This is a genomic window from Glutamicibacter sp. St.4D3, from assembly GCF_059728615.1.
In genome coordinates this window covers 1287873-1313073 of sequence record NZ_AP039380.1, presented here as the reverse complement: position 1 = coordinate 1313073, position 25201 = coordinate 1287873, and the positions used below count along the sequence as shown (strand labels likewise).

Below are 25201 nucleotides of genomic sequence, written 5' to 3'. Positions count from 1 at the left end.
GACAGGCCCGGGAGTACGCGGCTACTCCCGGGCCTGTCTCATGTCCGCGTAGGCCTGCAGCGCCCGGGCACGGGTTTCCTTCAGGTCCACCAACGGCTCGTGCGCGAGCGGCGCGAACTCGGCGGCGTAGCTGCCCTGCGGGTCAAATTTTTTGGCCTGCAGCTCGGGGTTGAAGACCCGGAAGAAGGGGGACGCGTCGGTGCCGCTGCCGGCCACCCACTGCCAGTTGACCGCGTTGCTGGCCGGGTCCGCGTCCACCAGGGTGTCCCAGAACCATTCCTCGCCCGCCCGCCAATGGATCTGCAGGTTCTTGACCAGGAAGCTGGCCACCACCATGCGCACCCTGTTGTGCATCCACCCGGTCTGCCACAGCTGCCGCATGCCGGCATCCACCAGCCGGTAGCCGGTTTCGCCGCGGGTCCAGGCCCGCCATTCGGCCATGGTCTGTTCCTGCTCGTTGGGCCACGCCCACCCCATGGCGTCGTATTCGCGCCGGAAGTTTTCCGTTGACAGGTGCGGATAGTGGTAGAGCAGGTGCCAGCAGAAGTCGCGCCACGCCAGCTGGCGCAGCATGGCCGCGGCTCCGGCGTGCGCCCCGGCGTCCTCCAGCAGCGGCTGCAGCGCGGAGAACAGTTGCTGGGCACTAAGGTGGCCCCAGCGCAATAAGGGCGAGAGCCTTGATGTGCCGTCCACATCCGGCCGATCATGGCCATCCTCGTAGTCCGCGGCAATCTCGCTGATGACGTAGTCCAGGCGCTGCTGGGCCGAGCGCTCCCCCGGCTGCCATGCCCCGGCCAGCTTCCCGCCCCAATCGGGGTGGGTGGGCAACAGGTCCAGTTCGGCAACCGGGCAATCTGCCAGCCCGGAGGGCGGGGTGATCGGCGCCTGGACGCCGGGGACCGGCAACGGAACACGCAGCTGCGCTTCCTGGATGCGCCGGTAGAAGGCGGCAAAAACCTGGTAGGCGCCACCCTGATTGTTCAGGATCTGCCAGGGTTCGGCCAGCAGCCAGGCGGCATGGCTGGTGGCTTCGATTCCCTGCTCACCCAGCCATGACTTGATGCGGGTATCCAGCTCCCGTTCGGCCAGGGCGTAGCGGCGGTTCCAGTGCACCTGGTTCACCACCAATTGGGAGGCCAGGTCCTCGAAGACGCGCGAGGGCTCGCCCCGGAACACCAGCAGCGGCACTCCCAGCGCTTCGAGGGATGCGTGCAGATCCAGCAGCGCGTGGTGCAGCCACCATTTGGCGGCCCCGCCCAGGGGGCGGATCCCCGAGGTTTGTTCATCCAGGATGTAGATGCCCACGGTGGGGCCCTGGCCCATGGCGGCGCTGAGCGCCGGATGGTCTTCGGTGCGCAGATCATCGCGGAACCACACCAGGTTCACGGCCTGAACCGCGGCCAAATCCCGCGGGGTGTTTGGTTCCTGCCGATCGTTCATGGACGCACCCTTTCGGTGGTGATGGCTTCGAGCGAGCGGCGGGCCGGGTTAGGGCTGCCCGTTGGCTGCGACGTCGGAGTCCGGCGGGGTAATGCTGGTCTCAAGGTCATCGGCGGTGCCGCCAAGGAAGCGGATGACGACTTCGCGCTCCTCGGGCGTCAGGCGCCGGGCGGCTTCGAAACGGGCGGCGTGATGGCGGCCCACCTGCTCGCGGGCGGCCACATGGGTTTCCGGGGTGACCTCCACGGCCTGGGAGCGGCGGTCGGTGGGATGGGCCTGGCGGGTAATGTGCCCTCCGGCCTCCAGGCGGTCCAGCATCTTGGTGACCGAGGCGGTGCTGATGCCCAGATGCTTGGCCAGCTGCCCGGGAGTGACCACTTCCTCGCGATGCCTGGCGGCAATCAACATCCGAATGGCCCGCATATCGGTCTCGTTGAGCTTCATGTACTGCTGGGAGGCCCGGGAAATCTTGCGCTCCACCGCGCGCAGCCGGCCCATCTGCGCCATGATGGCGTCAATCTGGGCCAGGTCCTGCTCTTGGAGGTCACCGCGCTGGATCAGCTGGCTCTGGGGGTCGCTGGCAGCGAGGCTGAAGATCGTTGGAAGCTTCTCTCGGTCCATGTTCCGTCCGTTCCACCTGCGTGCAGTTTCTCTGCCGCGCCTTCATCATAAATCCCCGGCTCCACTGGCGTACTGGGTGCCGCCTGAGGGTTCGAGAAAAGCAAAAAACCTCCCGCGTCGGGGAGGTTTCGGCTGGTGCGAGTGGAGAGACTTGAACTCTCACGTCCGAAGACACTGGAACCTAAATCCAGCGCGTCTACCAATTCCGCCACACTCGCTCGCGCTACACCTTGAACTGAACAGGCCAAAGTGACCTCACTCAGTGTAGCGGATCGGAATACCGATTCGAAATCGACTCCGGGGCCTTATTTGGGGTCGATTCCCAGGTCGCGGCGCAGCTTCGCCACGTGCCCGGTGGCCCGCACGTTGTACTGTGCCAGCTGCACCTTTCCGTCTTCGTCCACGACGATGGTGGAGCGGATCAAACCCTCGTACACCTTGCCGTAGTTCTTCTTTTCACCCCATGCGCCGTAGGCCTCGGCCACCTGGTGGTCCTCGTCGGAAAGCAGCGGGAAGTTCAGCTCTTCCTTGGAGATGAACTTCTCCAGCTTGGCCGGGGCGTCCGGGGAAATGCCGATGACCGCATAGCCCAGGGACTTCAGGGATTCCAGGGAATCGCGGAAGTCGCAGGCCTGCTTGGTGCAGCCCGGAGTGGAGGCGGCCGGGTAGAAGTAGACGATGGTCTTCTTGCCGCTGAAGTCCTGGAGGGAAACGGCGTTGCCCTTGGCGTCGTTCAGGGTAAAGGCCGGGGCGGTGTCCCCTACGGAAAGTCGTTTCGCTGCGGTATCGGTGCTCATGCGTAGTTCCCCTCATCGTGCTTGCGGTATACAAAAAATCCGACCTGAGAAATCAGATCGGATCACTGTGCACCCCCCGGGACTCGAACCCGGAACCTGCTGATTAAGAGTCAGATGCTCTACCATTGAGCTAGAGGTGCTTACCGCCGCTGACTAGTTCGTTTCCGCACTCGTCCTTGCGACGCATATAATCATACGCAGAAACACAGGGAAAACAAAAATCCGCAAAAAGCGTCCCGGCTCCTTCAAAAACCCTAGTCAAATTGCTTTTCTCGAACAGACGAGTTGAGTAGCGGACGAATTTCCGTCAATGCAATAGATCACATCAACCTCGCCGCCATCGGTTGCGCAGCTTCGCACTGCGCCCTGTTGTCTCCTGCCCGGCAGGAGTATTCTCTAGGCAAACCTTCGGGTTATTCCGCGCTGGGGCAACAATACCGGTTTTAGCGCCTGTCACAGGGGACGGTCATGGACTGCGAAATTGATGGCATCACGCTGCACTACTCCGATACGGGCAACGGACCGACCCTGATTGCCCTGCATGGGGCCGGAGTGGACCACCATGAGCTGTACAGCGCGCTGGGGGATCTTGTTCCGGAGGATCACTATCGGCTCATCATCCCGGACCTGCCGGGGATGGGCCGCTCCGGCAGCGGCACGCTGGCCGGCAATGACGAGGTGGTTGACCTGCTGGCCAACTTCATCCGCCAGGTGGCGGGCGCTCCCACCCTTTTGCTCGGGCACTCCTATGGGGCGTACCTCGCTCGGGGCCTGGCCGGCAGGTATCCCGAACTGATTGGCGGCATGGTGCTGTTCGCCCCGATTGGCGAGAGCACCAGCCAGGCTCCGCCCCAGCAGGTCCTGTTCCGGGAGCCGGGAACCGAAGAGGAATTGTCGGCCGACGAGCGCCAGGGGTTCGCCGATTATTTTGTGTTGCAGACCCGGGATTCCGCCCGACGGTACCGTGAAGACATCCGGCCCGGGACGCTATCGGTGGACGAGGCTGCGCTGGGACGGATCTTCTCCCGCTGGAGCGTGGATGTGGGAAGCGGAACCTACGACGGGCCGAGCCTGGTGGTGGCCGCCCGGCACGATTCGGTCGTGGCGTACGTGGATGCCCTGGAATTGCCGAAGCACTACCCGCACGCCACCTTGTGCGTGATCGAGAATGCGGGGCACGCGCTGATTCATGAGCAGCCCGCGCTGATCCGGGGCCTGCTCGGCGATTGGCTCGAACGCTGCGCGCTCGCCCCTGCACCGGCCCACGGCCCGGAGCCGTGACCAGCCAGCTGTGATTAGTCTTCCCGGGTACGTGAAAGGCTCCGTCTCCAATCAGTTGGGAACGGAGCCTTTGCTTGCTTGTGCACCCCCCGGGACTCGAACCCGGAACCTGCTGATTAAGAGTCAGATGCTCTACCATTGAGCTAGAGGTGCCCGTTGCGATGGTCTAGAAACTTTCGTTTCGCGCTTTCGCAACGAGATGTAACTCTACCAGCTTTCATCCCTCGCGCAAATTCGATGCCACCGCTCGGTACGTGAATTGGATTACACGTCATGACATGGGATTCTGTTCGCTTTTGGGCTCCACTGATTAGTGTGGGGTTATGAGCCAACAACGTATCGTCTCCTTCCCCTCGGCCGAGCTGCTCCAGGCGGTCGGTGAGCTTCCCGCCAACCTGAAACCGGTGCTGTGGGACCTGGACAGCGCCCCGGAGGGTGTCGAGCCGAATGAGATCGATATTGCGGTGTTCCCGTATATGGCCGAGTTCTCCCGGCTGCAGAGCATCAAGCAGGCCACGAACGTTTCCCTGGTCCAAACCCAGACCACCGGTTATGACGGGATCATCGATCTGGTCGGCAGCAAGGTCAGCGTGGCCACCGCGGGCGGCGTGCATGCCGCGGCCACCGCGGAAATGGCATTGGGGCTGGCCATCGCCTCCCTGCGTGGTTTCCCCGATGCGGTGCGCAACCAGGAAGCGGGCAACTGGGCGCCGCAGCGCTGGCCGGGACTGGCCGACCGCACCGTGGGCCTGGTGGGAGTGGGCGGAATCGGTGAGGAGATCCGCCGACGCCTGGAGCCGTTTGAGGTGAACCTGCTGCGTTTTGCCTCCAGCGCCCGCACCGACGAGCACGGGACGGTGCACGGCATTGACGAGCTGGCCTCCCTGGCCGGGCAGATCGAGGTGCTGATCCTGATCGTGCCGCTCAATGACGCCACCCACCACCTGGTGGACACCGAGCTCCTGGCCGCCCTGCCTGATGGGGCGCGCATCATCAACGTGGCTCGCGGGCCGGTGGTGGACACCGAGGCGTTGACCCGGGAAGTGGCCTCCGGCCGGTTGTTCGTGGCCTCGGATGTCTTTGATCCCGAACCCCTGCCGCTGGACCACGAACTGTGGCGCCAGCCCAACGCGCTGATCCTGCCGCACAACGGCGGGAACACCGAGGCGTTCTTCCCCCGCATGGTGGCGTTGCTCAAACGCCAGGTGCAGGCCTGGTCACGCGGTGAGGACGGGGAAAACATCGTGCACCAGCGTCAGGTCTGATAACCTTTCGGCCACATTTTGGGCTTATCCGGGCGTGGCAGCGGTGAATGCACCGAATCCTCACGGATCGGTGCGCTATCTTGGAAACTATCCTCCGGCGTCCTGGCAGCGGTCTACCGCGGCCCGGCGCCGGGTTGGATGCGATAACTCCACAGATCCCTGAACCAGGAAGCCGAGCCGCCACCGTGCCACCGATTGAGCGCCAGCCCGTGACGCGTCGAGCCGTACTGTCCGGGTCGCTGGCGGCCGTCCTGCTGGGCCTGACCGCCTGCACCGACACGGTACCGCAACCCGCTGCCAGCACCGGCGCCGCGGCCGGCAACGCCAACCCGCGCACCTTCAGGATTGCCGCGGCGGCCCCACCGCTCTCCTTGGATCCGGCGGTGGCCGGGGACAATGACTCCTTCCGCGTCACCCGGCAGATCTATGAGACCCTGATTTCCATTGACCCGCAGACCGGTGGCCCGGTAGCGGGGCTGGCCGAGTCCTGGACCGAAAGCGAAGACGGGCTGCGTTACACCTTCACGCTGCGTCAGGGCGTGAAGTTCCATGACGGCACCGCGTTTAACGCCGAAGCGGTGCTGGCAAACTTCAAGCGCTGGCTGGGCATGAACAGCGAGCTACGCTCACGCTCCCTGCAGGGCTTCACCCAGGTCTTCCACCACACCTCGCAGATCCCGAAGCTACCCAAGGATGATGAGCAGGCCCAGGCACCGAATGACACCAAGGCCGGGGACAAGCAGGACCTGGCCCCGGTGATGGCCCAGCAGAAGGCACAGCTGGAAGCCATGCGCACCCTGCTGGAGGAGGACTTGTTCAGCGGCAAGTCCGAGGGCGGCTCGGCCAGCTACTTCGCCTCAGTCAGCGCCCTGGATGAGTACACGCTGGAACTGAAGCTGCGCCGCCGGCTGACCGGGGTCATTGAGGCGTTCACGCTGCCGGGCCTGGCCATCGCGGCCCCCTCGGCGCTGAAGGGCGGACCGAAGGACAACCCGGCCGAGAAGCTCACCGAGCACCCCGTCGGCACCGGCCCCTACCGTTTTGCCAAGCGCACCGAAGAACATGTGCTGCTGGAGGTGAACAAGGAGTACTGGAACCAGCAGCGGCTGAACGCCAACCCGCAGCACCCGCAGCGGGTGGAGATCTCCGCGGTCGCCTCGGCCCACAACCGCCAGACCGAGCTGCTGGCCGGGGACATTGATGCCTTTGACATGGTTTCGGTGGAGGTGCTGCGCACCCTCGTGCGCAACGCGCGCATGGTGGTGAACCGGGACCCGTTCTCCGTGCTCTACCTGGGGCTGCACCATGACGCCCCGTGGCTGGAGAAGCCGGCCTTCCGCCGCGCGCTGGCCATGGCCATCGACAAGGGCCGGCTGGTGCGCGAGTTGTTCATCAGCGGCTCGAAGGCGGCCTCCACGCTGCTGCCGCCCACGTTCGGGGTGGAGAACCCGGAGAACGTGTTGTTCTACTCCCCCGATGACGCCAAGAAGCTGTTGGAGGAAATCGACTACGACGGTTCCTCGATTCCGTTCGCCTACCCGCGCAACGTGGCCCGCAACTACCTGACCCTGCCCGAGCGCTGCTTCGCGCTGATCGCCGAGGACCTGGCCAAGGTGGGCATCAAGGTCAAGCCGGTGCCGGTGGACTGGTCCCACGGCAAGTACGTGCAAAGGGTCCGCCACGACGGGTTCAAGGGCCTGCACCTGCTGGGCTTCTCCGGGGCGTACCGCAACGAGGATGACTTCATTTCCGGAATCCTGGCCGCAAAGCAATATGAGTTTGGTTACACCTCGCCGCTGCTCGACGCCCAGGTGCTGGCCGCCCGTTCCATCGCCGTGGGCGAGCTGCGCACCGCCGCCTACCGCAACATCCTGACCACTTTGAGCCATGACCTGCCCATTGTGCCGCTGGTGTTCCCGATCTCGGCGCTCGCCCTGGATTCGGTGGTCAACTACTACCCGTCCTCGCCGGTGCTGGACGAGGTGTACGTGGACGTCAAACTCTCGCCGAACGGCAAGTTGACGGGTTGAGAATTTCTTGCCCCTCACGTAATGGGTCTAGTCTGACCTAAGAGCAAAGTATCACTGTCGATGGAGATCCTCGTGCCTTCTGAAACGTCAACCAAGAATTTTGACGTCGTACTCATTGGTGCTGGCATTATGAGCGCCACCCTGGGTACCCTCATCAACCAGCTGGAACCGAACTGGTCGATCGCCCTGTTCGAGAACCTGGACCAGGCAGGCGAAGAGTCCTCCTCTCCATGGAACAACGCCGGCACCGGCCACTCGGCCCTGTGTGAGCTGAACTACTCCCCCGCCCAGCCGGACGGATCGGTGGATCCGACCAAGGCCATTGGCATCAACGAGCAGTACCAGATTTCCCGCCAGTTCTTCTCCTGGGCCGTGCGCAACCAGCACGCCAGCGCGCCGGAGAACTTCATCCACGCCCTGCCGCACATGTCCTTCGTGATCGGCCAGGACCACTCCAAGTACCTCAAGACCCGCTACGACGCCATGCGCGCCCAGCCGCTGTTCTCCGAGATGGAGTTCACCGAGGACCTGGACACCATCAACGAATGGACCCCGCTGGTCGCCCGCGGCCGTGACGCCTCCCAGAAGGTCGCCGCTTCCCGCGTGGTTGGCGGCACCGACGTGGACTTCGGCCGCCTGACCAAGGACCTGACCGGTTCGCTGGCCACTTCCGGCGCCGAGGTCAGCTACGGCCACAAGGTCACCGGCCTGAAGCGTGAGGGCGCCGGCTGGCAGCTGACCGTGAAGAACAACGCCAGCGGCGCCAGCTTCAAGGTCAACGCCAAGTTCGTGTTCGTCGGCGCCGGCGGCGGCGCGCTGCCGCTGCTGCAGAAGTCGGGCATTGACGAAATCAAGGGCTACGGCGGCTTCCCGGTCTCCGGCCAGTTCCTGCGCTGCACCGATGACTCGATCAGCGAACAGCACAACGCGAAGGTCTACGGCCAGGCCTCGGTCGGCGCCCCGCCAATGAGCGTGCCTCACCTGGACACCCGTTTCGTGGGCGGCAAGCGTTCGCTGATGTTCGGCCCGTACGCCGGCTTCTCGATGAACTTCCTGAAGTCCACCGGTCAGCTGGACCTGCCGCTGTCCATCCGCCCGCACAACATCATCCCGATGCTGGCCGTGGCGAAGGACAACATGTCCCTGACCACCTACCTGATCAAGGAAGTACTGAAGTCGCGCTCCAAGAAGGACGCGTCGCTCAACGAGTACTACCCGGAGGCCGATGGCTCGAAGTGGGAACTGATCCACGCTGGCCAGCGCGTTCAGGTCATCAAGAAGGACAAGAAGAAGGGCGGCGTGCTGCAGTTCGGCACCGAGGTCATCACCTCCTCGGACGGCTCCATCTCCGGCCTGCTGGGTGCCTCCCCGGGCGCCTCGACCGCAACCCCGATCATGATCGGCCTGCTTTCACGCTGCTTCCCGAAGCAGTTCGCCGGCTGGGAAGCGAAGCTGAAGGACATCATCCCGTCCTACGGTGTGAAGCTGAATGAGAACCCGCAGCTGCTTGATGAAGTGACTGCCGAAACCAACAAGGTGCTGAAGCTGAAGTAGGCGCCCTGCAGAACCCTGGCCACGAGAAGTGCGAAATTGCTCGTGGCCAGGGTCTTCTGTCTTTAAAGCCCGCGCACCTTCACGGTGCCGGGATACCGTGGGGCCGGCCGGGAAAAGTCCCGCTGAAGGCGTCCAACAGTCGCCGCGCTGCGGTAACCCGACTTCGCGCAAAATCCGGTGAGCACGTACTCGAAGGCGCAGGTACCCCGCCCCGGAACGCGACCGACGACGTTTCCTTCAGCCTTCATCCTTAGGGATGATTTTCTCGGAATCCCGCTCCAGATTCTGTTGTCGTCTGCCAACGAACTAAAGTTAAACCAAGCTCTTTTCATCTTTCAACGCATAGGACCGCATCCGCATGCAGCGCTTGGCCAATCTGTCTTTGAAGAACCGTGCCTTGATCGCACTGATCACGGTATTCTCGGCCATCTTCGGTTTGATCTCGATGGGCTCCCTGAAGCAGGAATTGATTCCTTCCCTGGAGTTCCCACAGATCGCCGTGATGGCCTCCCAGCCGGGGGCCAGCCCCGAAGTGGTGGACGAGCAGGTGGCCCGCCCGCTGGAAACCGCGATGCAGGCGGTGGAGGGCCTGGAGTCCTCCTCGGCCACCTCACGCACCGGCTTCGCCTCGATCTCCCTGATGTTCGAGTACGGCACGGACATGGACCGGGCCCGTTCGCAGGTGGAGCGCGCGATCTCCAACGCGAAGAACCAGTTGCCGGAGGACGTGGAACCCTCCTCCTTCGCCGGCTCGGTCTCCGACCTGCCGGTCGCCTACCTGGCCGTGGCTTCGGATGAGTCCCTGGAAAAACTGCATGATGATGTGGAGCGCATCGCGCTGCCCAAGCTGCGCAAGATCGACGGAGTACGCGAGGCCTCGGTTTCCGGTGGCGCCGCCCAGCACATCCTGGTGCTGCCCGATGAGCAGAAGCTGGCCGCCAAGGGCCTGAACACCTCGGACATCAAGGACGCGATCGAAAACGCGGGCTCCCCGATGCCGGTGGGCTCGCTGGACACCGAGGGCCTGGAGCTGCCGGTGATCGCCGGTTCGGCCCCCGATACGCTGGAAAAAATCCGCGAAATCCCCATCACCTCCGACAGCGGCCCGGTGCTGCTCAAGGACGTCTCCAAGGTCTCCATCGAAGCCGATGAGGCCACCAGCATCACCCGCACCAACGGCGCCGAAACCCTGTCGGTCTCCATCACCAAGACCCCGGACGGGGACACCGTGGGAATCTCCCACGCGGTGCAGGACATCATTGGCCAGCTGGAATCCGAACTGGGCAACGGGGCAACGATCACCACGGTCTTCGACCAGGCCCCCTTCATTGAACAGTCCATCAACTCGCTGGCGACCGAGGGCCTGCTCGGCCTGGTCTTCGCGGTGCTGGTGATCCTGATCTTCCTGTTCTCTATCCGCTCCACCCTGGTCACCGCGATCTCCATTCCTCTGTCGCTGATGGTCACCTTCATTGGGATGAACGTGTTCGGCTACACCCTGAACATGCTCACCCTGGGCGCGCTGACCATCTCCATTGGCCGCGTGGTGGATGACTCGATTGTGGTCATTGAGAACATCAAGCGCCACCTGTCCTACGGCCAGGAGAAGCGCCAGGCGATCCTGCTGGCGGTGCGCGAGGTCGCCGGGGCGATCACCTCGGCGACCCTGACCACCGTGGCAGTGTTCCTGCCGGTGGCGCTGGTGGCCGGCATGGCCGGGGAGCTGTTCCGCCCGTTCGCGCTGACCATGACCATTGCCCTGCTGGCTTCGCTGCTGGTGTCGCTGACCATTGTGCCGGTGCTGGCCTACTGGTTCCTGCCGCACCGCCCGGGCACCGGCCAGGCGAAGACCGCCCACACGGCCGAGAACAAGGGTGCGATGCAGCGCAGCTACGCTCCGGTGCTGCGCGGCACCCAGAAGCACCCGGTGATCACCCTGCTGGTCTCGGTGCTGATCCTGGGCGGCACCGTGGCCATGACCCCGCTGCTGAACACCAACCTGCTCGGTGGCACCGGGGAGAACTCCCTGCAGATCACCCAGAAGATGCCGACCGGCACCGCACTGGACACCACCTTGGAACAGGCCGAAAAGGTCGAAAACCTGCTGCAGGACACCGAGGGCATCGAGGACGTGCAGCTAACCGTGGGCAGTTCCGGGGACATGCTCAGCGCCATGATGGGGGCCGCCGGCTCGGATACCGCCAGCTTCACCGTCATCACCGATGCGGACCTGGACCAGGAGGAGCTGGCCGACCGGGTGCGCAGCGACATCCAGGACCTGAACCTGCCCAAGGACCAGGAGATCACCGTGGCCGCCGGTTCGGGCAGCATGATGAGCTCGGATGTGACCGTGGAGGTCAGCGCCCCGGACGAGGGAATCCTCTCCGAGGCCACCACCTCCGTGCGCGAGCAGCTCTCCGGCATCGGCCAGGTCACCGGCATCACCGACAATCTCTCGGAGAAGCGCGAACAGGTGACCGTGGACATCGACGCGAGAAAGGCCGCCGAGGCCGGGATGACCGAATCCCAGCTGGCCGGGATTGTCGCCTCCCAGCTCTCCCCCATCCCGGCCGGAACGCTGCGCATCGACTTCACCGACCTGCAGATCCACATCGGTGAACCCGATGAGCTGACCAGCCAGAAGCAGCTGGAGGAACTGAAGATCCCCACCGCCACCGGCGTCAAGCAGCTCTCCGACCTGGCCGAGGTGAAGATCGAGAAGGTTGAGCAGGTGGTGACCACCTCGAACAACGAGCGCATCGCCACGGTCAGCCTGACCCCGGAAGAGAACGCCCTGGGTGCCGTCTCCACGGAGGTCACCAACAAACTGGATTCCATGGACCTGCCAGAGGGTGCCAGCGTGAAGCTCGGCGGTGCCGCCACCGAGCAGGCCGAGTCCTTCCAGCAGCTGTACCTGGCGCTGATTGCCGCCGTGGCGATCGTCTACGTGATCATGGTGGCCACGTTCAAGTCGCTGATCCAGCCGCTGATCCTGCTGGTCTCCATCCCGTTCGCGGCCACCGGTTCGATTGGCCTGCTGCTGTTGACCGGCACCCCGCTGGGCCTGCCCTCCCTGATCGGCATGCTGATGCTGGTGGGGATCGTGGTGACCAACGCGATCGTGCTGATCGACTTGATCAACCAATACCGGCTGGACACCCCGGAGCGGGCGGCCATGAGCCTGGATGATGCCATCACCCATGGTGCCCGCCAGCGTCTGCGCCCCATCCTGATGACCAGTGCCGCCACGATCTTCGCGCTGCTGCCCATGGCCTTGGGCCTGACCGGTCACTCCGGGTTCATCTCCCAGCCGCTGGCCGTGGTGGTCATTGGCGGCCTGGTCACCTCCACCCTGCTGACCCTGATCCTGGTGCCGGTGCTCTACCGTCTGGTGGAGGGGCGCAAGGAGCGGAGCGCGGCCCGCCGCCAGGCCAAGCGCGAGGCGAAGTACGGCACCGCCGCCGCGGTGGGCGCCCACGCCCCGGTTCCGGCCGACGGTGAGTCTGCTGCGGTGGATGCGGAGTCCGACACCCTGTTGTCCAAGGCCCGCAAAACCGCCCAGCGGGTCCAGTCCTCGGATGCGGATCTAATCAACCCGAAGACCGGTCAGATCCCGGTGACCCGCAAGGAACGCCGCGAGGTCGAGGAAATGCTGAAGAAGGAGAAGCCGCGCGACTAGCGTCCGTCCGGTGACAGTGCCAAGCAGGCTCCACCGCCGCCCGCAGGGGTAGGCGGTGGAGCCTGCTTGATTCTGGGGCATTGTAAATGCCACGCCCGGCACCCCGATGCAGGACAAACATCCCAACTCAGAAGCGATTTCCTCTGGTGCACCGCAGTTCCTTGATGTAACGTATATCACGGTCGCACTTCCGCGCCACACCATCAATTCTGCACCGTCGAAGGGCGAGTCCCGTGCCCAATGGGCTCGCCCTTCCAGACTCCGCTTCGCTCCACCGACCTGGCCCCGGGCCGATGATTCCAGTACGGGTCGCGAGCGTTCGCGCGCACTTTTCCTGGAGAGGAACCCTTCCGCATGTTGCAGCAAGCCCATCCCCCGCATCATCGAGGCATTCGAAGGAGGGCGTTGCTGACACTGTCGGTCGTGACCCTGTCCACTTCCCTCGCATTGGTCCCCAATGTCGCACATGCGGCGCCCTATGCCCCGGATGATGCCTTGGAAGCGATCGAAACTGGCAAGCTGACTCCCGGCTTCCAACAGGAGTTCGTGGACCTGGTCAAACAGGACCGGGTGTATTCCCACGTGCAGGAGCTTTCAGTGGGGATCGGCCCACGCGTTGCAGGCACCGCGGCGGAGGACGCGGCACAGGATTATGTCGAGCACCATCTGCAGGAGTACGGCTTCCAGACCTCACGCGAGGTGTTCGACGGACGCACACAGTTTGTCGCCAACGTCGTGCCCAGCCGCGACCTGCCCGGCATTGCCAGCTGGCAGTACCGCTCGGCCCAGGGCGCCAAGATCACAGGCCCTTCGGCACCGCTCAAGGCACCGGTCATCGACCTGGGCGATGGCAGCGGACTGGCGACCACCGAGGTCACCGATGCCCTGGTGATCATCGACTGGAATGCCAATGCCGAGGCCCGTACGGCGCTGCTGGAGCAGCTTGCCGCCGCCGGTGCCGCTGGCATCATCCTCGCCCAGACCAACCCCAAGGGATCCATTCCCAACCTCCGTGAGGTGCCAGAATCGGTGGCCGATCTGGTGGTAGTTACCGCCGGAGGCGTGCAGGCTGTCCGTCTGCGCGAGCTGGCGGCAGCCCCCGGCGACGCTCTAAGCCTGAGCATCACCACCGAGCAGACCCGAGATGACAGCTCCAACGTCATCGGCGTGCGCCCGGCCGCCAACGATGACGGAACCGCACCGATTGTTTACGTCGGCGCACACGTCGACTCGGTCGTGGGCAGTCCCGGGGCCAGCGACAACGCCTCCGGCATCGGCATCATGCTCGAAACCGCCAAGCTGATCAGCAACTACTCGCTGGACACCGAAATCCGCGTCGGTTCCTGGGGCGGCGAGGAAATCGGTATCCTGGGCTCTGCCCACCACGCCCAGAGCTTGAGCGAGGATGAAATCCAGCGCACGATCGGTGCCTGGAACATGGACATGGCCGGCACCGCGGAGAAGGGAACCAACGAACAGCCCTTTGGCTTCTGGGGTTTGAGCGTGAACCCAGACAACGAGTCCAACACCGTACTGAGCTTCGCCAGCGACGTGCACAGTGACCTGGAGCAGGAGCCGCTGAACATCGGCTATGTCGGCCGCAGCGACCACCAGTCCTTCCACGATGTGGGGATCAATGCCGCCGTCTTTAGCTGGATGTTCTGGTCCGCTGACTCCTCGATCGTGCTCGAACCGGATTACCACCTGCCCTCGGACACCATCGAGTTCGTATCTGCGGACCGCATGGGCTTCAGCGCGCAGATCATAGGTGGGTCGGCTTTCCGCGCGGCGTTGAACCCGGTGACCCTCAACGTTACCGACGAAACCGGCGCGCCGGCTGACGGAGCGCAGCTGGCCATGTCGTGCGAGGGTGACACCGGCTGGCGCGAGGTGCCGCAGACTTCGCAGCAAGGTACCGCGGAGACCTTGGCCCCGCACACTACCTGCGATTTCGCTGCCGTCGGCGCCGACGGTGCGATCGGTGCGAGCCTGGACCAGGCAATCGCCGGGGACACCACGGTTGAGGTCGAACTGATCCTGGATGAGAACAAGCCGGAAGTTGCCATTGACACCAAGAACCCGGCCGGGGCCAGCGGCTGGTTCACCTCCGCACCGGTCACCGTTAACGTCACCGCCACCGACGAGACCGACGACGCGCCAGCAATCGAGGTATCCCGTGATGGACAGCGATGGGAGCCCTACACAGCACCGATCAGCATCGCTGAGGACGGTGAACACACCCTGCATGCTCGGGCCACTGATGGGGCTGGCAATCGAGACTCTACTCAGGAACTGGTAAAGCTCGATACCAAGGCCCCGGACCTGGAAGCCAGCGCGGTAGCCCAGAACCGCGGACAGCTGCGCCTTGAAGTCTCAGATGTGACCTCCGGGGTCGGTGTCATCGAGTACCGCCTGGACGCCCAACAGCAGTGGAGCACCCTGGATACTGAAGAGGATGTTCAGGGTGCATTGCTAGGTGAGGTCGAGGTGGGTCAGGAGGGCGCGCTGGTTGAACTACGTGCCAGCGACGTAGCTGGCAACATCACCGCACCGGTCTCGGTGCAGATCCCAACCGCGCAGGATGACACGCAGCCCTCGCCAACCCCCGGGGATGCCAAGCCAGTCCCGGAGGATTCGACGCCAGCCCCAGAGGATCCGACGCCCAATACCGAGAAGGACCTGGCGCGCACCGGTGCCGAGCTGATCACTTTCGCAGCGCTGGCGCTGCTGCTCTTGGGCGCGGGCAGTGCGCTCTTCGTGGTTCGCCGCCGGCGTTCCACAAGCCGACGCGGCTAACTCGTTGTCCCGGGGCTCCCCGGAGTCGCCGAACCAACCCAGCCCCGCAGAACCACACTGTGTGTTCTGCGGGGCTGTTCGCGTCCAACTCACGGGCGTGAAGGACCCGGCCGCACCAATAGTGTGCGGCCGGGTCTTTTCCAGTTCCCCGCGAGCCTTCGGACCCGCGGATCCGGTCTGTGCATAATCCCGGTGTAGCTAGGCGTCCCGGTACTTCAGCGAAACCCATCCAACGACCAGCAGCCCGGCCGCCCAAAGCAGCAGGACTCTCAGGGCCATCGCGCTGCCGTAGGGTCCAGCGGCCCCGGTTACCAGCACCGTGGCCGCAGTGGGCAGATAGTCCACGGCCGTGGAAATCCACTCCACATTTACCAGGCCCAGCAGCTGGGGCATACCGATCAGCAGGACCAAGGCAGCAACAATGGTGCCGACCGAGTTGCGGCACAGCGCCGCGATCCCCAGCACCATGAGCATCATCAGCCCCAGGTACACTCCGGTTCCGGCGAGCGCGCGGATCAGGTCCACGGTGTCAAAGACTTCGTACTCTCCGGCGGAGAGGGCCGCCGGAACGGTGCCAAGTCCCACCCCCACGATTCCCATTACCGTTCCTGTGACAAACAGGAACACCGCCTTGGCAGCGTAGAGCACGCCGCGGCGCGGGACGGCGTGCAAGCTGGAGGTGGTGGTGCCTGAGGAGTACTCGGTGGTGAGGCACAGCGCCGCCACGGTGGCGAGAAACAGCTGGGCCAGCTGGAGGGTCGAGAACACCAGTTCAGGTGCCGGGGTATAGGTGTCAAAGCCGTTGTCGCCGCTGGCCTTGGCGCTGGCGCCAAGCAGCCAGGCGGTGCAGACCATGCCAATAATGCCCAGCCACAACATCCAGGTGAGGGGTCGCAGCGAGAAGAACTTGATCCGTTCGGCCGCTATCGCCGGGGCCGACACCGTACCTTGCCAGCAGGAACCCCATGGACGGCAACTGCGCTGGCGGGGTCGTGCTTAGGCTGGAGGTCTCTTGCAGGATGACTGCAATACGGGAATAATTGACGGATCAACTTGTTATTACATTCATACGCATATAGGTTGGTCGCTGAAGCCCAGCGGAACCACGAACAGGACAAGGAGTCCCGCCATGCAGTTCGGTGTCTTTACCGTCAGTGACATCACCCGCGACCCCACCAACGGCACCATCCCCACCGAGAAGGAACGCATCGACGCGATCGTGGCCATCGCCAAGAAGGTCGAAGAGATCGGGATGGATGTCTTCTCCATCGGCGAGCACCACAACCGTCCGTTCTTCTCCTCCTCCCCCACCACCACGCTGGCCTACATTGCCGCGCAGACCGAGCGGATCATCCTGTCCACCGGCACCACGCTGATCACCACCAATGATCCGGTGAAGATCGCCGAGGACTTCGCCATGCTCCAGCACCTGTCCAACGGGCGCACCGACCTGGTGCTCGGGCGCGGCAACACCGCCCCGGTCTATCCGTGGTTCGGCAAGAACATCCAGGACTCGGTGAACCTGACCATCGAGAACTACAACCTGCTGCGCCGGCTGTGGGACGAGGACGTGGTGAACTGGGAGGGGCGCTACCGCACCCCGCTGCAGAACTTCACCTCCACCCCACGTCCGCTGGATGATGTGCCCCCGTTCGTGTGGCACGGCTCGATCCGCACCCCGCAGATCGCCGAAATCGCCGCCTACTACGGCGACGGCTTCTTCGCCAACAACATCTTCTGGCCCAAGGAGCACTACCAGCAGCTGATCGGCCTGTACCGGGAGCGCTACGAGCACTACGGCCACGGCCGGGCAGATCAGGCGATCGTGGGCCTGGGCGGCCAGTTCTACATGGGCAAGACCAGCCAGCAGGCGGTCAAGGAATTCCGCCCCTACTTCGACAACGCCCCGGTCTACGGCCACGGCCCGTCCCTGGAGGACTTCACCTCCCAGACCCCGCTGACCGTTGGTTCCCCGCAGGAGGTGCTGGAGAAGACCCTGACCTTCCAGGAGTACTTCGGCAACTACCAGCGCCAGCTGTTCCTGGTGGACCACGCCGGGCTGCCGCTGAAGACCGTGCTGAACCAGCTGGACATGTTCGGCGAGCACGTGCTGCCCGAGCTGCGCAAGGAAATGGAATCCCGCGCCCCGGCCGACCTGACCCCGGCTCCCACCCACGCCGGACTGGTGGCCGCCAAGAAGGCCAGGGAAGAAGCCAAGAATTCTCACCCCGACAAGGGACAGGACGCTTAACCGGGGATAAGATCAAGGGGTAAGGATGCCAGCCACAGGGCTGCAAGCATAGGAGTGCAGTGACACACAGTGAGCAAATGGTGGCCGGTGAGGCCACCACCGCCCCGGCCCCGCTAAAGAACACGGTCGAGGCCTGGGAGGCACTCTTCCGCACGCAGGTGGCGGTGATGCGCCACCTGATCTCGATGCCCGAATTCAATCGGCTCTCGGTGCGTGAATACGACGTGTTGTTCAATCTGCGCAATTGTCCCGAAGGCAAGGCGCGGCTGGTGGACCTGAACAAGTTCCTGCTGATCTCCCAGCCGTCGCTGAGCCGGATGATCGTGCGGCTTGAGGAACGCGGCCTGATCTCCCGCAGCCCGGATCCCACCGATCAGCGGGCGATGATCCTGTCCCTGACCGAGAAGGGCCTGGAGGTGCAGCGCGACATTGGGCGCGAGCACGTCAAGCACCTGCACGAGCTGATGGGGCATGCGCTGAGCGAAGAGGAGTTTGACCAGCTCAAGCACCTGAGCATGAAGCTGCGCGCCGGGATCGACTAGGACGCACGACGGCACAGGAAAGCCGAGGCAGGTACGTCATCACGACGCACCTGCCTCGGCTTTTCCCTGACCGCTAGCCCAAGTAAGAAGTCCTTCTCACCGGCTGGCGGCACCTAGTCGGCCCGCTAGACCACATCCAGCCCGGCCTTGTCGACCTTGCGGTGGAAGCGCATCCCGGCCAGGCCGCCGAGAAGCGCCCCAACCAGGGCCACCACGGCGACCACGACCGCGGCGATGATGCCGGCGGTACTCAGGTCCCCTTCGTTCACGGGGATCCGTGGGAAGCTGTTGACCTGGGCCAGGACGTTGAACTGGCTGCCGCCAATCCAGCCCAGCAGCGCCACCACGATGGCGACCACCAGGGCCCACAGCCACACGGCCAGGCCCTGCTTCATGCCGTCGAACCGGGCCATGCGCCCGGCGACGTAGCCGCCGCAGTAGTAGGCGATGAGCACGATGACGCCCAGCACGATGATCCCGACCATGCCCACCGTCTGCGGGTCCTGATTCAGGCTCTGGGCGACCTCATCCGGGTTGACCCCGGTGCTCAGCCCCACGGCGGTGCCGGCGGCGGCCACCAGGGCGGTGAGCACCACGCCCATGCCGGTGGCGGTCAGCCAGCCGAAGAACGCTGAGCCGATCTTCATCCCGCCGTAGATGTGCTTCTCCCGTGCCACGACGCTTTCCCGGTCCCGTTCGGCCACCCGGTCGGACGGCGTGTCCGCCCGGTGCTGGGCGCGCTCGGCGCTGGCCTCCCCGTCCGGGACGGCGTCCCGGCCCTGGTTCCGGTCCCGGCGCAGCTCGCCTTCGCGGTTCAGCTCGGCCTCCCGGTTCAGGTCGCGTTCGTTATTCAGCCGCTCACCGCGGGTCAGCCCCGAGTCACGGTCGTCGTGCGGTGACTTATCTGCACTGGTACTCATGTTCCCCTCCTTCTCGGATTCGGACCATGGTGCCGCCCGCGGCGCGGGCGGCACTGCCTAGCGGTCCGTGCGACGGGTGCGTTCACCGGTTTCCGGGTCGATGGTCTCCCCATCGCCCTCGGCCTCGATCCGCTCCTTGCGGACCTGCTCGGTGACCTTTTCCTCGTCGGTGACGGTCTCGGTGTCCAGGCGGACCTTCTCCACCGGGACCGCTTCCTTGTCAACGACCGGGCGTTCGGCGTGCAGGGTCACTTCCTGCTCCTCCTCGCCCAGCTCGCCGCCGCGCACGGTGCCGGCGGCATCGGCGTCGGTGATCGGTTCGCGCTCCACGCGCACCTCTTCATGGCTGACCGGAACGGTGGTGGTCACGTTCTCGGTCACCACGTACTTGCGCAGCCGGGCCCGACCGGTTTCCACGTTCTCGGTGCCCACGCGCAGCTGCTCCTCCGAGCGGGTCATGCCCTCACCGGCGTCCCGATCCCGGCCCACGGTGCCGGCGGTGTCGCGGTCATCGAACGCGACCCCGGCGTCGGCCGTGCGGTCGGTGCCAACCCGGTCATCCAGGCGGTCATCGCCCAGGCGGTCGCCGGCCAGGCGGTCATCCTCCAGCCGGTCATTGCCCACGCCCCCGGCCAGGGCGGTGTCGTTCGGGTCCGCGGGCAGCTGGCCCGCTGAATCGTGGCCGGTGCGCTGTTCCACGCTCTGCTGCCGGTCGTAGGAGCGGTTGTAGTAGCGGTAGAGCTCCTGCTCATCGGCCGGGCTCAGGTGCCCGTCCTCATCGTCGATGCGCGGGGCATCCTTGACGATCTGCTTGTCGAACGGCACGGTAACGGTGTCCCCATGCACGCTGGCTTCATCCAGCGGAACGAAGCTTTCGGACATTCCAAACAATCCGGTGCGCACGGTGACCCACTGCGGTTCGCCGGTCTGGTCATCAAGGAAGACCTGTCCGAACTTGCCGATCTTCTCGCCGTCGCTGCCGACCACGGTGCCGCCGGTGTTCAGCAGTTCATCAATCTGGTTCTTGTTGATCATGGTTTCTTTCCTTTGCGTCGGTGTTCAGTGTTGTGAAACCGTCCGGAAACCAAGTGTGGTGTCCGAAGGGTGCTGCGCCCCTGGTGGGCGTGACGTCCTACGAGCCGTTCGGGTCAGTGCCGGCGGGTGTGTGCCGGTCTGCCGAAACTTGGAAGCTCAATGCTGAAGGCATTCGTGATGCTGTTTGCAGATTGGGTTTCCTCTCTGTTGGTGTCCCCCGGTACCTTGAATATCCCATCTGCTCCCGCCGCCGTGTCCAGTGCCTAGTGCCTGCATGGACGCAGCCTTGGGGCTAACTGGGAAACCTGAAATGTTCTGCCATTGGCGCTGTAGAGGTGCCATATTAAGCGCCCCCGTCCCCCGGCATGGGTGCGGCCCCGTCCTTTTCGCCCACCTCGTTGAAGCGCCCGGCGGCCCGGCAGCCAAGCACCGTAATCGCATCGAGCACCTTCTGGGCGGGGCCCGGCAGCCGGTCGCGGGCCTCGTGCCCGGTCACGGTGCCCTGTTCACTGCCCGGCGCCCCGGGCAGCATCCGCCCGAGAACTCCCAGCAGGTTCGCGGTGGTGGCCGGGGCCAGGCCGTGGACCCGGATGGCCAGCTTGGCCAGCGGGGTGAGCACCACCAGCGCCTTGCCCTCCAATACCCGGCGCACGATCTGGCGGGCGGCCCGCTCGGCGTCAATGGACACCAGCGGGAAGGAGGCACCGACCGAGAACCAGCCGTATTCGGCCGGCTGGTTGCCGGTGAACTCGGCGCGCAGGTGGGAGCCGGTGCGCATCAGCCCGGGCACCACGGTGGTGACCTTGACCCCGGTGCCGGACATTTCCGCGCGCAGCCCCTGGGAGAAGCCGACCGCGCCGAACTTGGCGGTGCCGTAGGGCAGCAGGTGCGGCACGCTGATCATCCCGCCTATGGAGGAGACGGTGGCAATGTGCCCGCGTCCGCGTTCACGCATGGAATCCACCACGGCCAAAGCCAGGTTGACCGGGCCCCACAGCATGATGTTCACGGCCTGTTCGAAGTGTTCACGCTCCAGGGACTGCAGCGGTCCGACCTGGATGACCCCGGCCACGGTGACCAGCACCTCGATGGGCCCCAGGGTTGCTTCGATGCGCGAGACCATGCTGGTGACCTCACCGTTGTCCGCCACATCGCACACCATGGATTCGACCATGAGGCCTTCGGCATGCAGCTTTGCCCGGGCCGCGTCCAGTTCCTCCGCCTCGCGAGCACAAATCACTACCCGGTAGCCGCGCCGTCCCAGTTCCCGGGCCACAAGCAGGCCCAGACCCCGTGAGGCACCGGCGACCAGTGCGACTTGCCCGTTCGTTGTTTCCTGAGGTGTTGGCATGGCCTCACCCTAGGCAGGTGAAGGGCCGCTGTGACACAGGCCATGGCAATTACCCGGTCAGCTCCCAGCCAATCCTGAACCGGAGCGGTGTTGGCGCAGGTGGCGTTCAGGTTACTTGTAGAATCCTTCGCGCAAATTGATGCCGTGCTCCACCCAGGCCTTTAATGCCGCCAGCATCGAGGTCCAGCCTTCGCAGTTGTCAAAGGCTCGCTGGATCCCCGCCTCGCTGGGCTGCCAGCCGGATTCGCTGATCTGCACCTTGGTGCGGGCGCCCTCATCGACCGGCTCGAAGTCGAACTGCACCCGGCTCATGCCGTCCGCGGCCACCAGGTGCTCACCTGCCCACCGCAGCACAATGCGCCGCGGGACCTCGGCTTGCAGCACCTGCACTGGGAAGGCGCCGGGGAAGTCGTGGAAATCCCAGGTGACCGTGTTACCGGCCTCAAGCCGGCCGCGGGCCCCGCCGGTGGTGAAGTAGCGCGAAAGCTGCTCGGGATCCGCGACCACCTCGTAGACCTGCTCGACCGGCTTGGCAACGTGCCCGGCGACGGTGAAGGAGAGCTCGCGCGGGAGCTGGTGTGCGTCCATGGTAGATGTCTACCGTACCCGTGGCACCGGCACAAGGGTTTGCACGCCGAGGAACCGGCGCACCGGCACATCGGGAGGAGCAGGACAGCGGGTGCCAGGCGGGGAGAACTGTGCTGTTAGTCGATGGCCCGCTGCCCGGTCTTGGCCTGGTTGGCCATCCGGTTGATGATCCGCGCGGCGAGCTTTCCCTGGGTCGGGGTCAGTTCATGCGGTCCGCGGCTGCGGCGGATGCGCACAAAGCGGCGGTTGGCCATGAACGCCCGGGTGGTGTTGCCGCGGATGATGAAGAAGTCCAGCACCCCGTTGACAAACAGCATGGGCAGCTTCAGCCGGGTGGCCTGCCGGTAGGACTCGTATTGCATGATCGAGTTTTGCAGGCTCTTGCGGTAGGCCGGCCAGGTTTCCTCGGTGATTTCCATGCCCTTGATGAACGGGACGTATTCCTCGGCCAGCCCTCCGCCGGTTTGGACCGCGTCCGGGGAACGGGAGACCAGTTCGAATAGCGAGAAGTACAGGCCCTCAGCACGGAAGATCTTGCGCAGCTTGCCGCCGCGCGGCTTGCGCCGGTAGAGCGGAGCGCCGAAGAGCACCAGGCGCTCAACCATGTCCGGCTCCTTCTCCGCCAGGTCCAGGGCAATATTGCAGCCCATGGAGTGGCCGGCAATGACGGCCTTTTGAATCCCCAGGTCCTTCAGGGTCGCGGCGACCGCCGAGGAGTGGTCCCGCAGGGTGTATTCAACATCCGGTTTCGGCGCATCCCCAAATCCGAGCAGGTCCACGGCAATGATCCGCACCCGGGAGTAATCCAGGTCATCGAGGACGAAATGCCAACTGTGGTGGTTGTTCCCCAAGCCGTGCAGCAGGACCACGGGCATGCCCTGGCCCCGGTCAATCTTCACGGGCAACAAGTGGTTCGACATGATCCCAATAGATTAGCAAATTTACGCCCTTGACAGGCGGCGGAACCCCCGCAGAGCAGTGAGGTGGGCAACTGTCCTAGCAGCCGAACGGGGCGGCGTAGCGGTAGTTGCCTGCGGGCAGACGGTGGGGGTCGAGCACCTTGACCATGAAGTTCTCGCCCCAGGCGGCATCGGAGGGGATGATTCCGTGATCGGAAGCCGGTTCGTAGCCGAAGCGCCGGTAGTAGTCCACGTGGCCGAGCAGCACGATTCCCGCCAGGTTGCGCTGCTGCGCACGGTCGTGGATGTCCTGCATCAGGATCGAGCCCACCCCGCGGTGCTGGTATTCGGGGGCGACCGCCAGCGGCCCGAGCCCCAGCAGCGGGTATTGCCCGTCCACACTCCCCCAGCTGGCGATCACGTGCCCAATGACGGCGGTCTCATCCAGGGCCACGATCGAGAAGACCGGATCGTAGGCGGGGCAGTCGAAGAGCTCTTGCAGCAGGCCGACCTCCGCCGGCTCAATCGAGGGGTCGGAGTTGGCGAATGCCGCATGGGCCACTGCGTAGACCCCTGCCCTGTCGTCGAAGGTTTCCTGCCGAACTTGCATGGTCGCTAACCTACCAAACTCAGCTGGGCGCTCCACCGGGATGAAGCCCTTCAGACCCGGAGCGAAACGCAAAACTACTGGTCACCTCCCGATGCTGGAAACTCATGCCCAGAGCGAATGTTTCGCAGTGTTGAACGAGAGGGGAACAAGGGGTTTATCCCCATTTGCCGGGGCAGACTTATCTGCGAAACTTTGCGCCATTTTCTAGAAGAACCATGCCCGGGCGGGTTCTTGATGCTGGAATAAGGGAAGCTCATTCATCACTCGTGAGGAAAAACCCATGACCAAGAAACGCACGAGCCGCCTCGCGCTGGCGACCGTGTTCACCGCTTCGTTGGTGGCGACCTCGCTTGCCCCGGCCACCGCCTTCGAGCCGGCCGCCCCGGCCCAGGTGCAGTCCCCGGGCATCACCACCGCGGCCGCCCCGAGCACCGACGTGGCCTCGTTCGTCCCGACGGCCCGGAAGCTGCAGCGCGGTGCCAGCCGCATTGATGTCTTTGTCAGCAAAAGCTATCCGCTCTCACCGGCCCGCTATGTCCCCAAAACCAAGACGGTAAGGGGCACCTCCATCCGGCTGCGGCCAGAAGCGGCTGACGCCTACCTGAAGATGAAGACGGCGGCGAAGAAGTCGGGCGTGAACATTGCCCTGGTCAGCGGCTACCGCTCCTACGACCGGCAGGCCCAGCTGTTCCGGCAGTACACCCAGCAGTACGGGTCAAAGTATGCCCAGCGGATCTCCGCGAAACCCGGCACCAGTGAACACCAGACCGGCCTGGCCGTGGACGTGGGCAACACCAACCACCAGTGCGGCCTGCAGGCCTGCTTCGAATCCACCAAGGTGGGGCGCTGGATGGCCAAGAACGCCCACAAGTACGGCTTCATTCTGCGCTACCCCAAGGGCTACGAGTCAGTGACCGGATACGCTCACGAACCATGGCACTTCCGCTATGTGGGCACGTCCCTGGCCAAGAGCTACACCCAGTCCGGGGCCAAGACCCTGGAGCACTACTACGGGGTGGCCAAGGCCAAGCCGAAGGCGGAGAAGCCCAAGACCCAGGCTCCCAAGGGCGCTTCGAGCGCCAAGACGAAGGCGAACCTGAACCTGCGCAGCGGGGTCGGCACCAAGCACCAGGTCCTGCTTACCATCCCGAAGGGCAAGAAGGTCAGCCTGACCGGCAAGACCTCCAAGGGCTGGTACCAGGTGAAGTACGCCTCCAAGACCGGCTGGGTTTCGGGCACCTACCTGGGCAGCTTCTCCGGCAGCAAGCCCAAGACCAAGACTTCCCCGTCAAAGCCGAAGAGCTCGGCAAAGACCAAGAAGACCACGGCGAACCTGAACCTGCGCACCAAGGCGCGCACGGGCCACAAGATCCTGCTGACCATCCCGAAGGGCAAGAAGGTCAGCCTGACCGGCAAGACCTCCAAGGGCTGGTACCAGGTGAAGTACTCCTCCAAGACCGGTTGGGTTTCGGGCAAGTACCTGCGCTGACCGGTGCTGCCGCTCCGGCGAGGGCGGCAACCGGGGTACCTCAAGCAAAACAG

19 protein-coding genes and 3 tRNA genes are annotated in these 25201 nt (G+C 64.6%); 9 read left to right on the top strand and 13 right to left on the bottom strand.

The features are described from left to right. Positions 1–21: 21 nt before the first annotated feature. The 5 genes from AC6I21_RS06010 to AC6I21_RS05990 form a co-directional block, all read right to left on the bottom strand. Positions 22–1440: a cryptochrome/photolyase family protein gene (locus AC6I21_RS06010; protein ID WP_497763204.1), complete on the bottom strand. Its 1419-nt coding sequence runs from the start codon at positions 1438–1440 to the stop codon at positions 22–24. A 48-nt stretch (positions 1441–1488) separates the two neighbouring features. After that, positions 1489–2061: a MarR family winged helix-turn-helix transcriptional regulator gene (locus AC6I21_RS06005; RefSeq protein WP_497763203.1), complete on the bottom strand. Its 573-nt coding sequence runs from the start codon at positions 2059–2061 to the stop codon at positions 1489–1491. Between the two features lie 133 nt (positions 2062–2194). After that, a tRNA-Leu gene (locus AC6I21_RS06000) sits at positions 2195–2279 on the bottom strand. Between the two features lie 87 nt (positions 2280–2366). Further along, entirely contained in the window at positions 2367–2858 is a 492-nt protein-coding gene (gene bcp, locus AC6I21_RS05995; RefSeq protein WP_346921169.1) for a thioredoxin-dependent thiol peroxidase, read from the bottom strand. A 68-nt stretch (positions 2859–2926) separates the two neighbouring features. After that, positions 2927–2998, bottom strand: a tRNA-Lys gene (locus AC6I21_RS05990). A 328-nt stretch (positions 2999–3326) separates the two neighbouring features. Between AC6I21_RS05990 and AC6I21_RS05985 the strand changes: the two genes are divergently transcribed. After that, positions 3327–4139, top strand: coding sequence for an alpha/beta fold hydrolase (locus AC6I21_RS05985; RefSeq protein WP_497763202.1), 813 nt, complete (start codon positions 3327–3329; stop codon positions 4137–4139). Between the two features lie 81 nt (positions 4140–4220). On the opposite strand, the gene AC6I21_RS05980 is transcribed toward AC6I21_RS05985, so the two are convergent. Beyond that, positions 4221–4292, bottom strand: a tRNA-Lys gene (locus tag AC6I21_RS05980). 170 nt (positions 4293–4462) lie between these two features. On the opposite strand from AC6I21_RS05980, the gene AC6I21_RS05975 reads away from it, so the two are divergent. From AC6I21_RS05975 to AC6I21_RS05955, 5 genes are all read left to right on the top strand, one after another. Next, positions 4463–5404 carry a 2-hydroxyacid dehydrogenase gene (locus AC6I21_RS05975; RefSeq protein WP_497763201.1) on the top strand — a complete coding sequence of 314 codons (942 nt, stop codon included), beginning with the start codon at positions 4463–4465 and terminating at the stop codon, positions 5402–5404. Between the two features lie 209 nt (positions 5405–5613). Beyond that, positions 5614–7434: an ABC transporter substrate-binding protein gene (locus tag AC6I21_RS05970; RefSeq protein ID WP_497763200.1), complete on the top strand. Its 1821-nt coding sequence runs from the start codon at positions 5614–5616 to the stop codon at positions 7432–7434. A 60-nt stretch (positions 7435–7494) separates the two neighbouring features. Beyond that, positions 7495–8988 (top strand): malate:quinone oxidoreductase, encoded by a 1494-nt coding sequence (locus AC6I21_RS05965; RefSeq protein ID WP_497763199.1) that lies wholly within the window; start codon positions 7495–7497, stop codon positions 8986–8988. A gap of 358 nt (positions 8989–9346) precedes the next feature. After that, positions 9347–12667, top strand: a complete 3321-nt coding sequence (locus tag AC6I21_RS05960) for an efflux RND transporter permease subunit (protein ID WP_497763198.1) — start codon at positions 9347–9349, stop codon at positions 12665–12667. Positions 12668–13072: 405 nt separating this feature from the next. Next, positions 13073–15463: a M28 family peptidase gene (locus AC6I21_RS05955; protein WP_497763197.1), complete on the top strand. Its 2391-nt coding sequence runs from the start codon at positions 13073–13075 to the stop codon at positions 15461–15463. 198 nt (positions 15464–15661) lie between these two features. Here the strand turns inward: AC6I21_RS05955 and AC6I21_RS05950 are convergent, their stop codons facing one another. Beyond that, on the bottom strand, positions 15662–16405 hold the full coding sequence (locus tag AC6I21_RS05950) for an ABC transporter permease (RefSeq protein WP_497763196.1): 744 nt from the start codon (positions 16403–16405) through the stop codon (positions 15662–15664). A gap of 187 nt (positions 16406–16592) precedes the next feature. Here AC6I21_RS05950 and AC6I21_RS05945 point away from each other — a divergent pair, with 187 nt between their 5' ends. Both AC6I21_RS05945 and AC6I21_RS05940 read left to right on the top strand, forming a co-directional pair. Next, positions 16593–17714 carry an LLM class flavin-dependent oxidoreductase gene (locus tag AC6I21_RS05945; RefSeq protein WP_054821117.1) on the top strand — a complete coding sequence of 374 codons (1122 nt, stop codon included), beginning with the start codon at positions 16593–16595 and terminating at the stop codon, positions 17712–17714. Positions 17715–17773: 59 nt separating this feature from the next. Beyond that, positions 17774–18256 carry a MarR family winged helix-turn-helix transcriptional regulator gene (locus tag AC6I21_RS05940; protein ID WP_343833406.1) on the top strand — a complete coding sequence of 161 codons (483 nt, stop codon included), beginning with the start codon at positions 17774–17776 and terminating at the stop codon, positions 18254–18256. A 125-nt stretch (positions 18257–18381) separates the two neighbouring features. Here AC6I21_RS05940 and AC6I21_RS05935 read toward each other — a convergent pair whose 3' ends face one another. The 6 genes from AC6I21_RS05935 to AC6I21_RS05910 form a co-directional block, all read right to left on the bottom strand. Beyond that, the gene (locus AC6I21_RS05935; RefSeq protein WP_497763195.1) at positions 18382–19176 is read right to left on the bottom strand and encodes a YrzE family protein; all 795 of its coding nucleotides are present in this window, start codon (positions 19174–19176) and stop codon (positions 18382–18384) included. A gap of 57 nt (positions 19177–19233) precedes the next feature. Then, entirely contained in the window at positions 19234–20211 is a 978-nt protein-coding gene (locus AC6I21_RS05930) for a PRC and DUF2382 domain-containing protein (RefSeq protein WP_497763194.1), read from the bottom strand. Between the two features lie 343 nt (positions 20212–20554). After that, the gene (locus AC6I21_RS05925) at positions 20555–21562 is read right to left on the bottom strand and encodes an SDR family NAD(P)-dependent oxidoreductase (RefSeq protein WP_497763193.1); all 1008 of its coding nucleotides are present in this window, start codon (positions 21560–21562) and stop codon (positions 20555–20557) included. 111 nt (positions 21563–21673) lie between these two features. Continuing rightward, a complete protein-coding gene (locus AC6I21_RS05920; protein WP_497763192.1) occupies positions 21674–22150 on the bottom strand; it encodes an SRPBCC family protein in 477 nt (158 codons plus the stop codon). 116 nt (positions 22151–22266) lie between these two features. Continuing rightward, positions 22267–23070, bottom strand: a complete 804-nt coding sequence (locus AC6I21_RS05915; protein WP_497763191.1) for an alpha/beta fold hydrolase — start codon at positions 23068–23070, stop codon at positions 22267–22269. Positions 23071–23146: 76 nt separating this feature from the next. Then, positions 23147–23659 (bottom strand): GNAT family N-acetyltransferase, encoded by a 513-nt coding sequence (locus AC6I21_RS05910; RefSeq protein ID WP_343833689.1) that lies wholly within the window; start codon positions 23657–23659, stop codon positions 23147–23149. Positions 23660–23939: 280 nt separating this feature from the next. Between AC6I21_RS05910 and AC6I21_RS05905 the strand changes: the two genes are divergently transcribed. Next, positions 23940–25148: a D-alanyl-D-alanine carboxypeptidase family protein gene (locus AC6I21_RS05905; RefSeq protein ID WP_497763190.1), complete on the top strand. Its 1209-nt coding sequence runs from the start codon at positions 23940–23942 to the stop codon at positions 25146–25148. Positions 25149–25201: the final 53 nt, after the last annotated feature.

Coding starts and splice junctions, on each gene's coding strand:
- AC6I21_RS06010 (WP_497763204.1), bottom strand. CDS start 1,440: ATGAACGATCGGCAGGAACCAAACACCCCGCGGGATTTGGCCGCGGTT.
- AC6I21_RS06005 (WP_497763203.1), bottom strand. CDS start 2,061: ATGGACCGAGAGAAGCTTCCAACGATCTTCAGCCTCGCTGCCAGCGAC.
- bcp (WP_346921169.1), bottom strand. CDS start 2,858: ATGAGCACCGATACCGCAGCGAAACGACTTTCCGTAGGGGACACCGCC.
- AC6I21_RS05985 (WP_497763202.1), top strand. CDS start 3,327: ATGGACTGCGAAATTGATGGCATCACGCTGCACTACTCCGATACGGGC.
- AC6I21_RS05975 (WP_497763201.1), top strand. CDS start 4,463: ATGAGCCAACAACGTATCGTCTCCTTCCCCTCGGCCGAGCTGCTCCAG.
- AC6I21_RS05965 (WP_497763199.1), top strand. CDS start 7,495: ATGGAGATCCTCGTGCCTTCTGAAACGTCAACCAAGAATTTTGACGTC.
- AC6I21_RS05960 (WP_497763198.1), top strand. CDS start 9,347: ATGCAGCGCTTGGCCAATCTGTCTTTGAAGAACCGTGCCTTGATCGCA.
- AC6I21_RS05945 (WP_054821117.1), top strand. CDS start 16,593: ATGCAGTTCGGTGTCTTTACCGTCAGTGACATCACCCGCGACCCCACC.
- AC6I21_RS05935 (WP_497763195.1), bottom strand. CDS start 19,176: ATGAGTACCAGTGCAGATAAGTCACCGCACGACGACCGTGACTCGGGG.
- AC6I21_RS05930 (WP_497763194.1), bottom strand. CDS start 20,211: ATGATCAACAAGAACCAGATTGATGAACTGCTGAACACCGGCGGCACC.
- AC6I21_RS05925 (WP_497763193.1), bottom strand. CDS start 21,562: ATGCCAACACCTCAGGAAACAACGAACGGGCAAGTCGCACTGGTCGCC.
- AC6I21_RS05920 (WP_497763192.1), bottom strand. CDS start 22,150: ATGGACGCACACCAGCTCCCGCGCGAGCTCTCCTTCACCGTCGCCGGG.
- AC6I21_RS05915 (WP_497763191.1), bottom strand. CDS start 23,070: ATGTCGAACCACTTGTTGCCCGTGAAGATTGACCGGGGCCAGGGCATG.
- AC6I21_RS05910 (WP_343833689.1), bottom strand. CDS start 23,659: ATGCAAGTTCGGCAGGAAACCTTCGACGACAGGGCAGGGGTCTACGCA.
- AC6I21_RS05905 (WP_497763190.1), top strand. CDS start 23,940: ATGACCAAGAAACGCACGAGCCGCCTCGCGCTGGCGACCGTGTTCACC.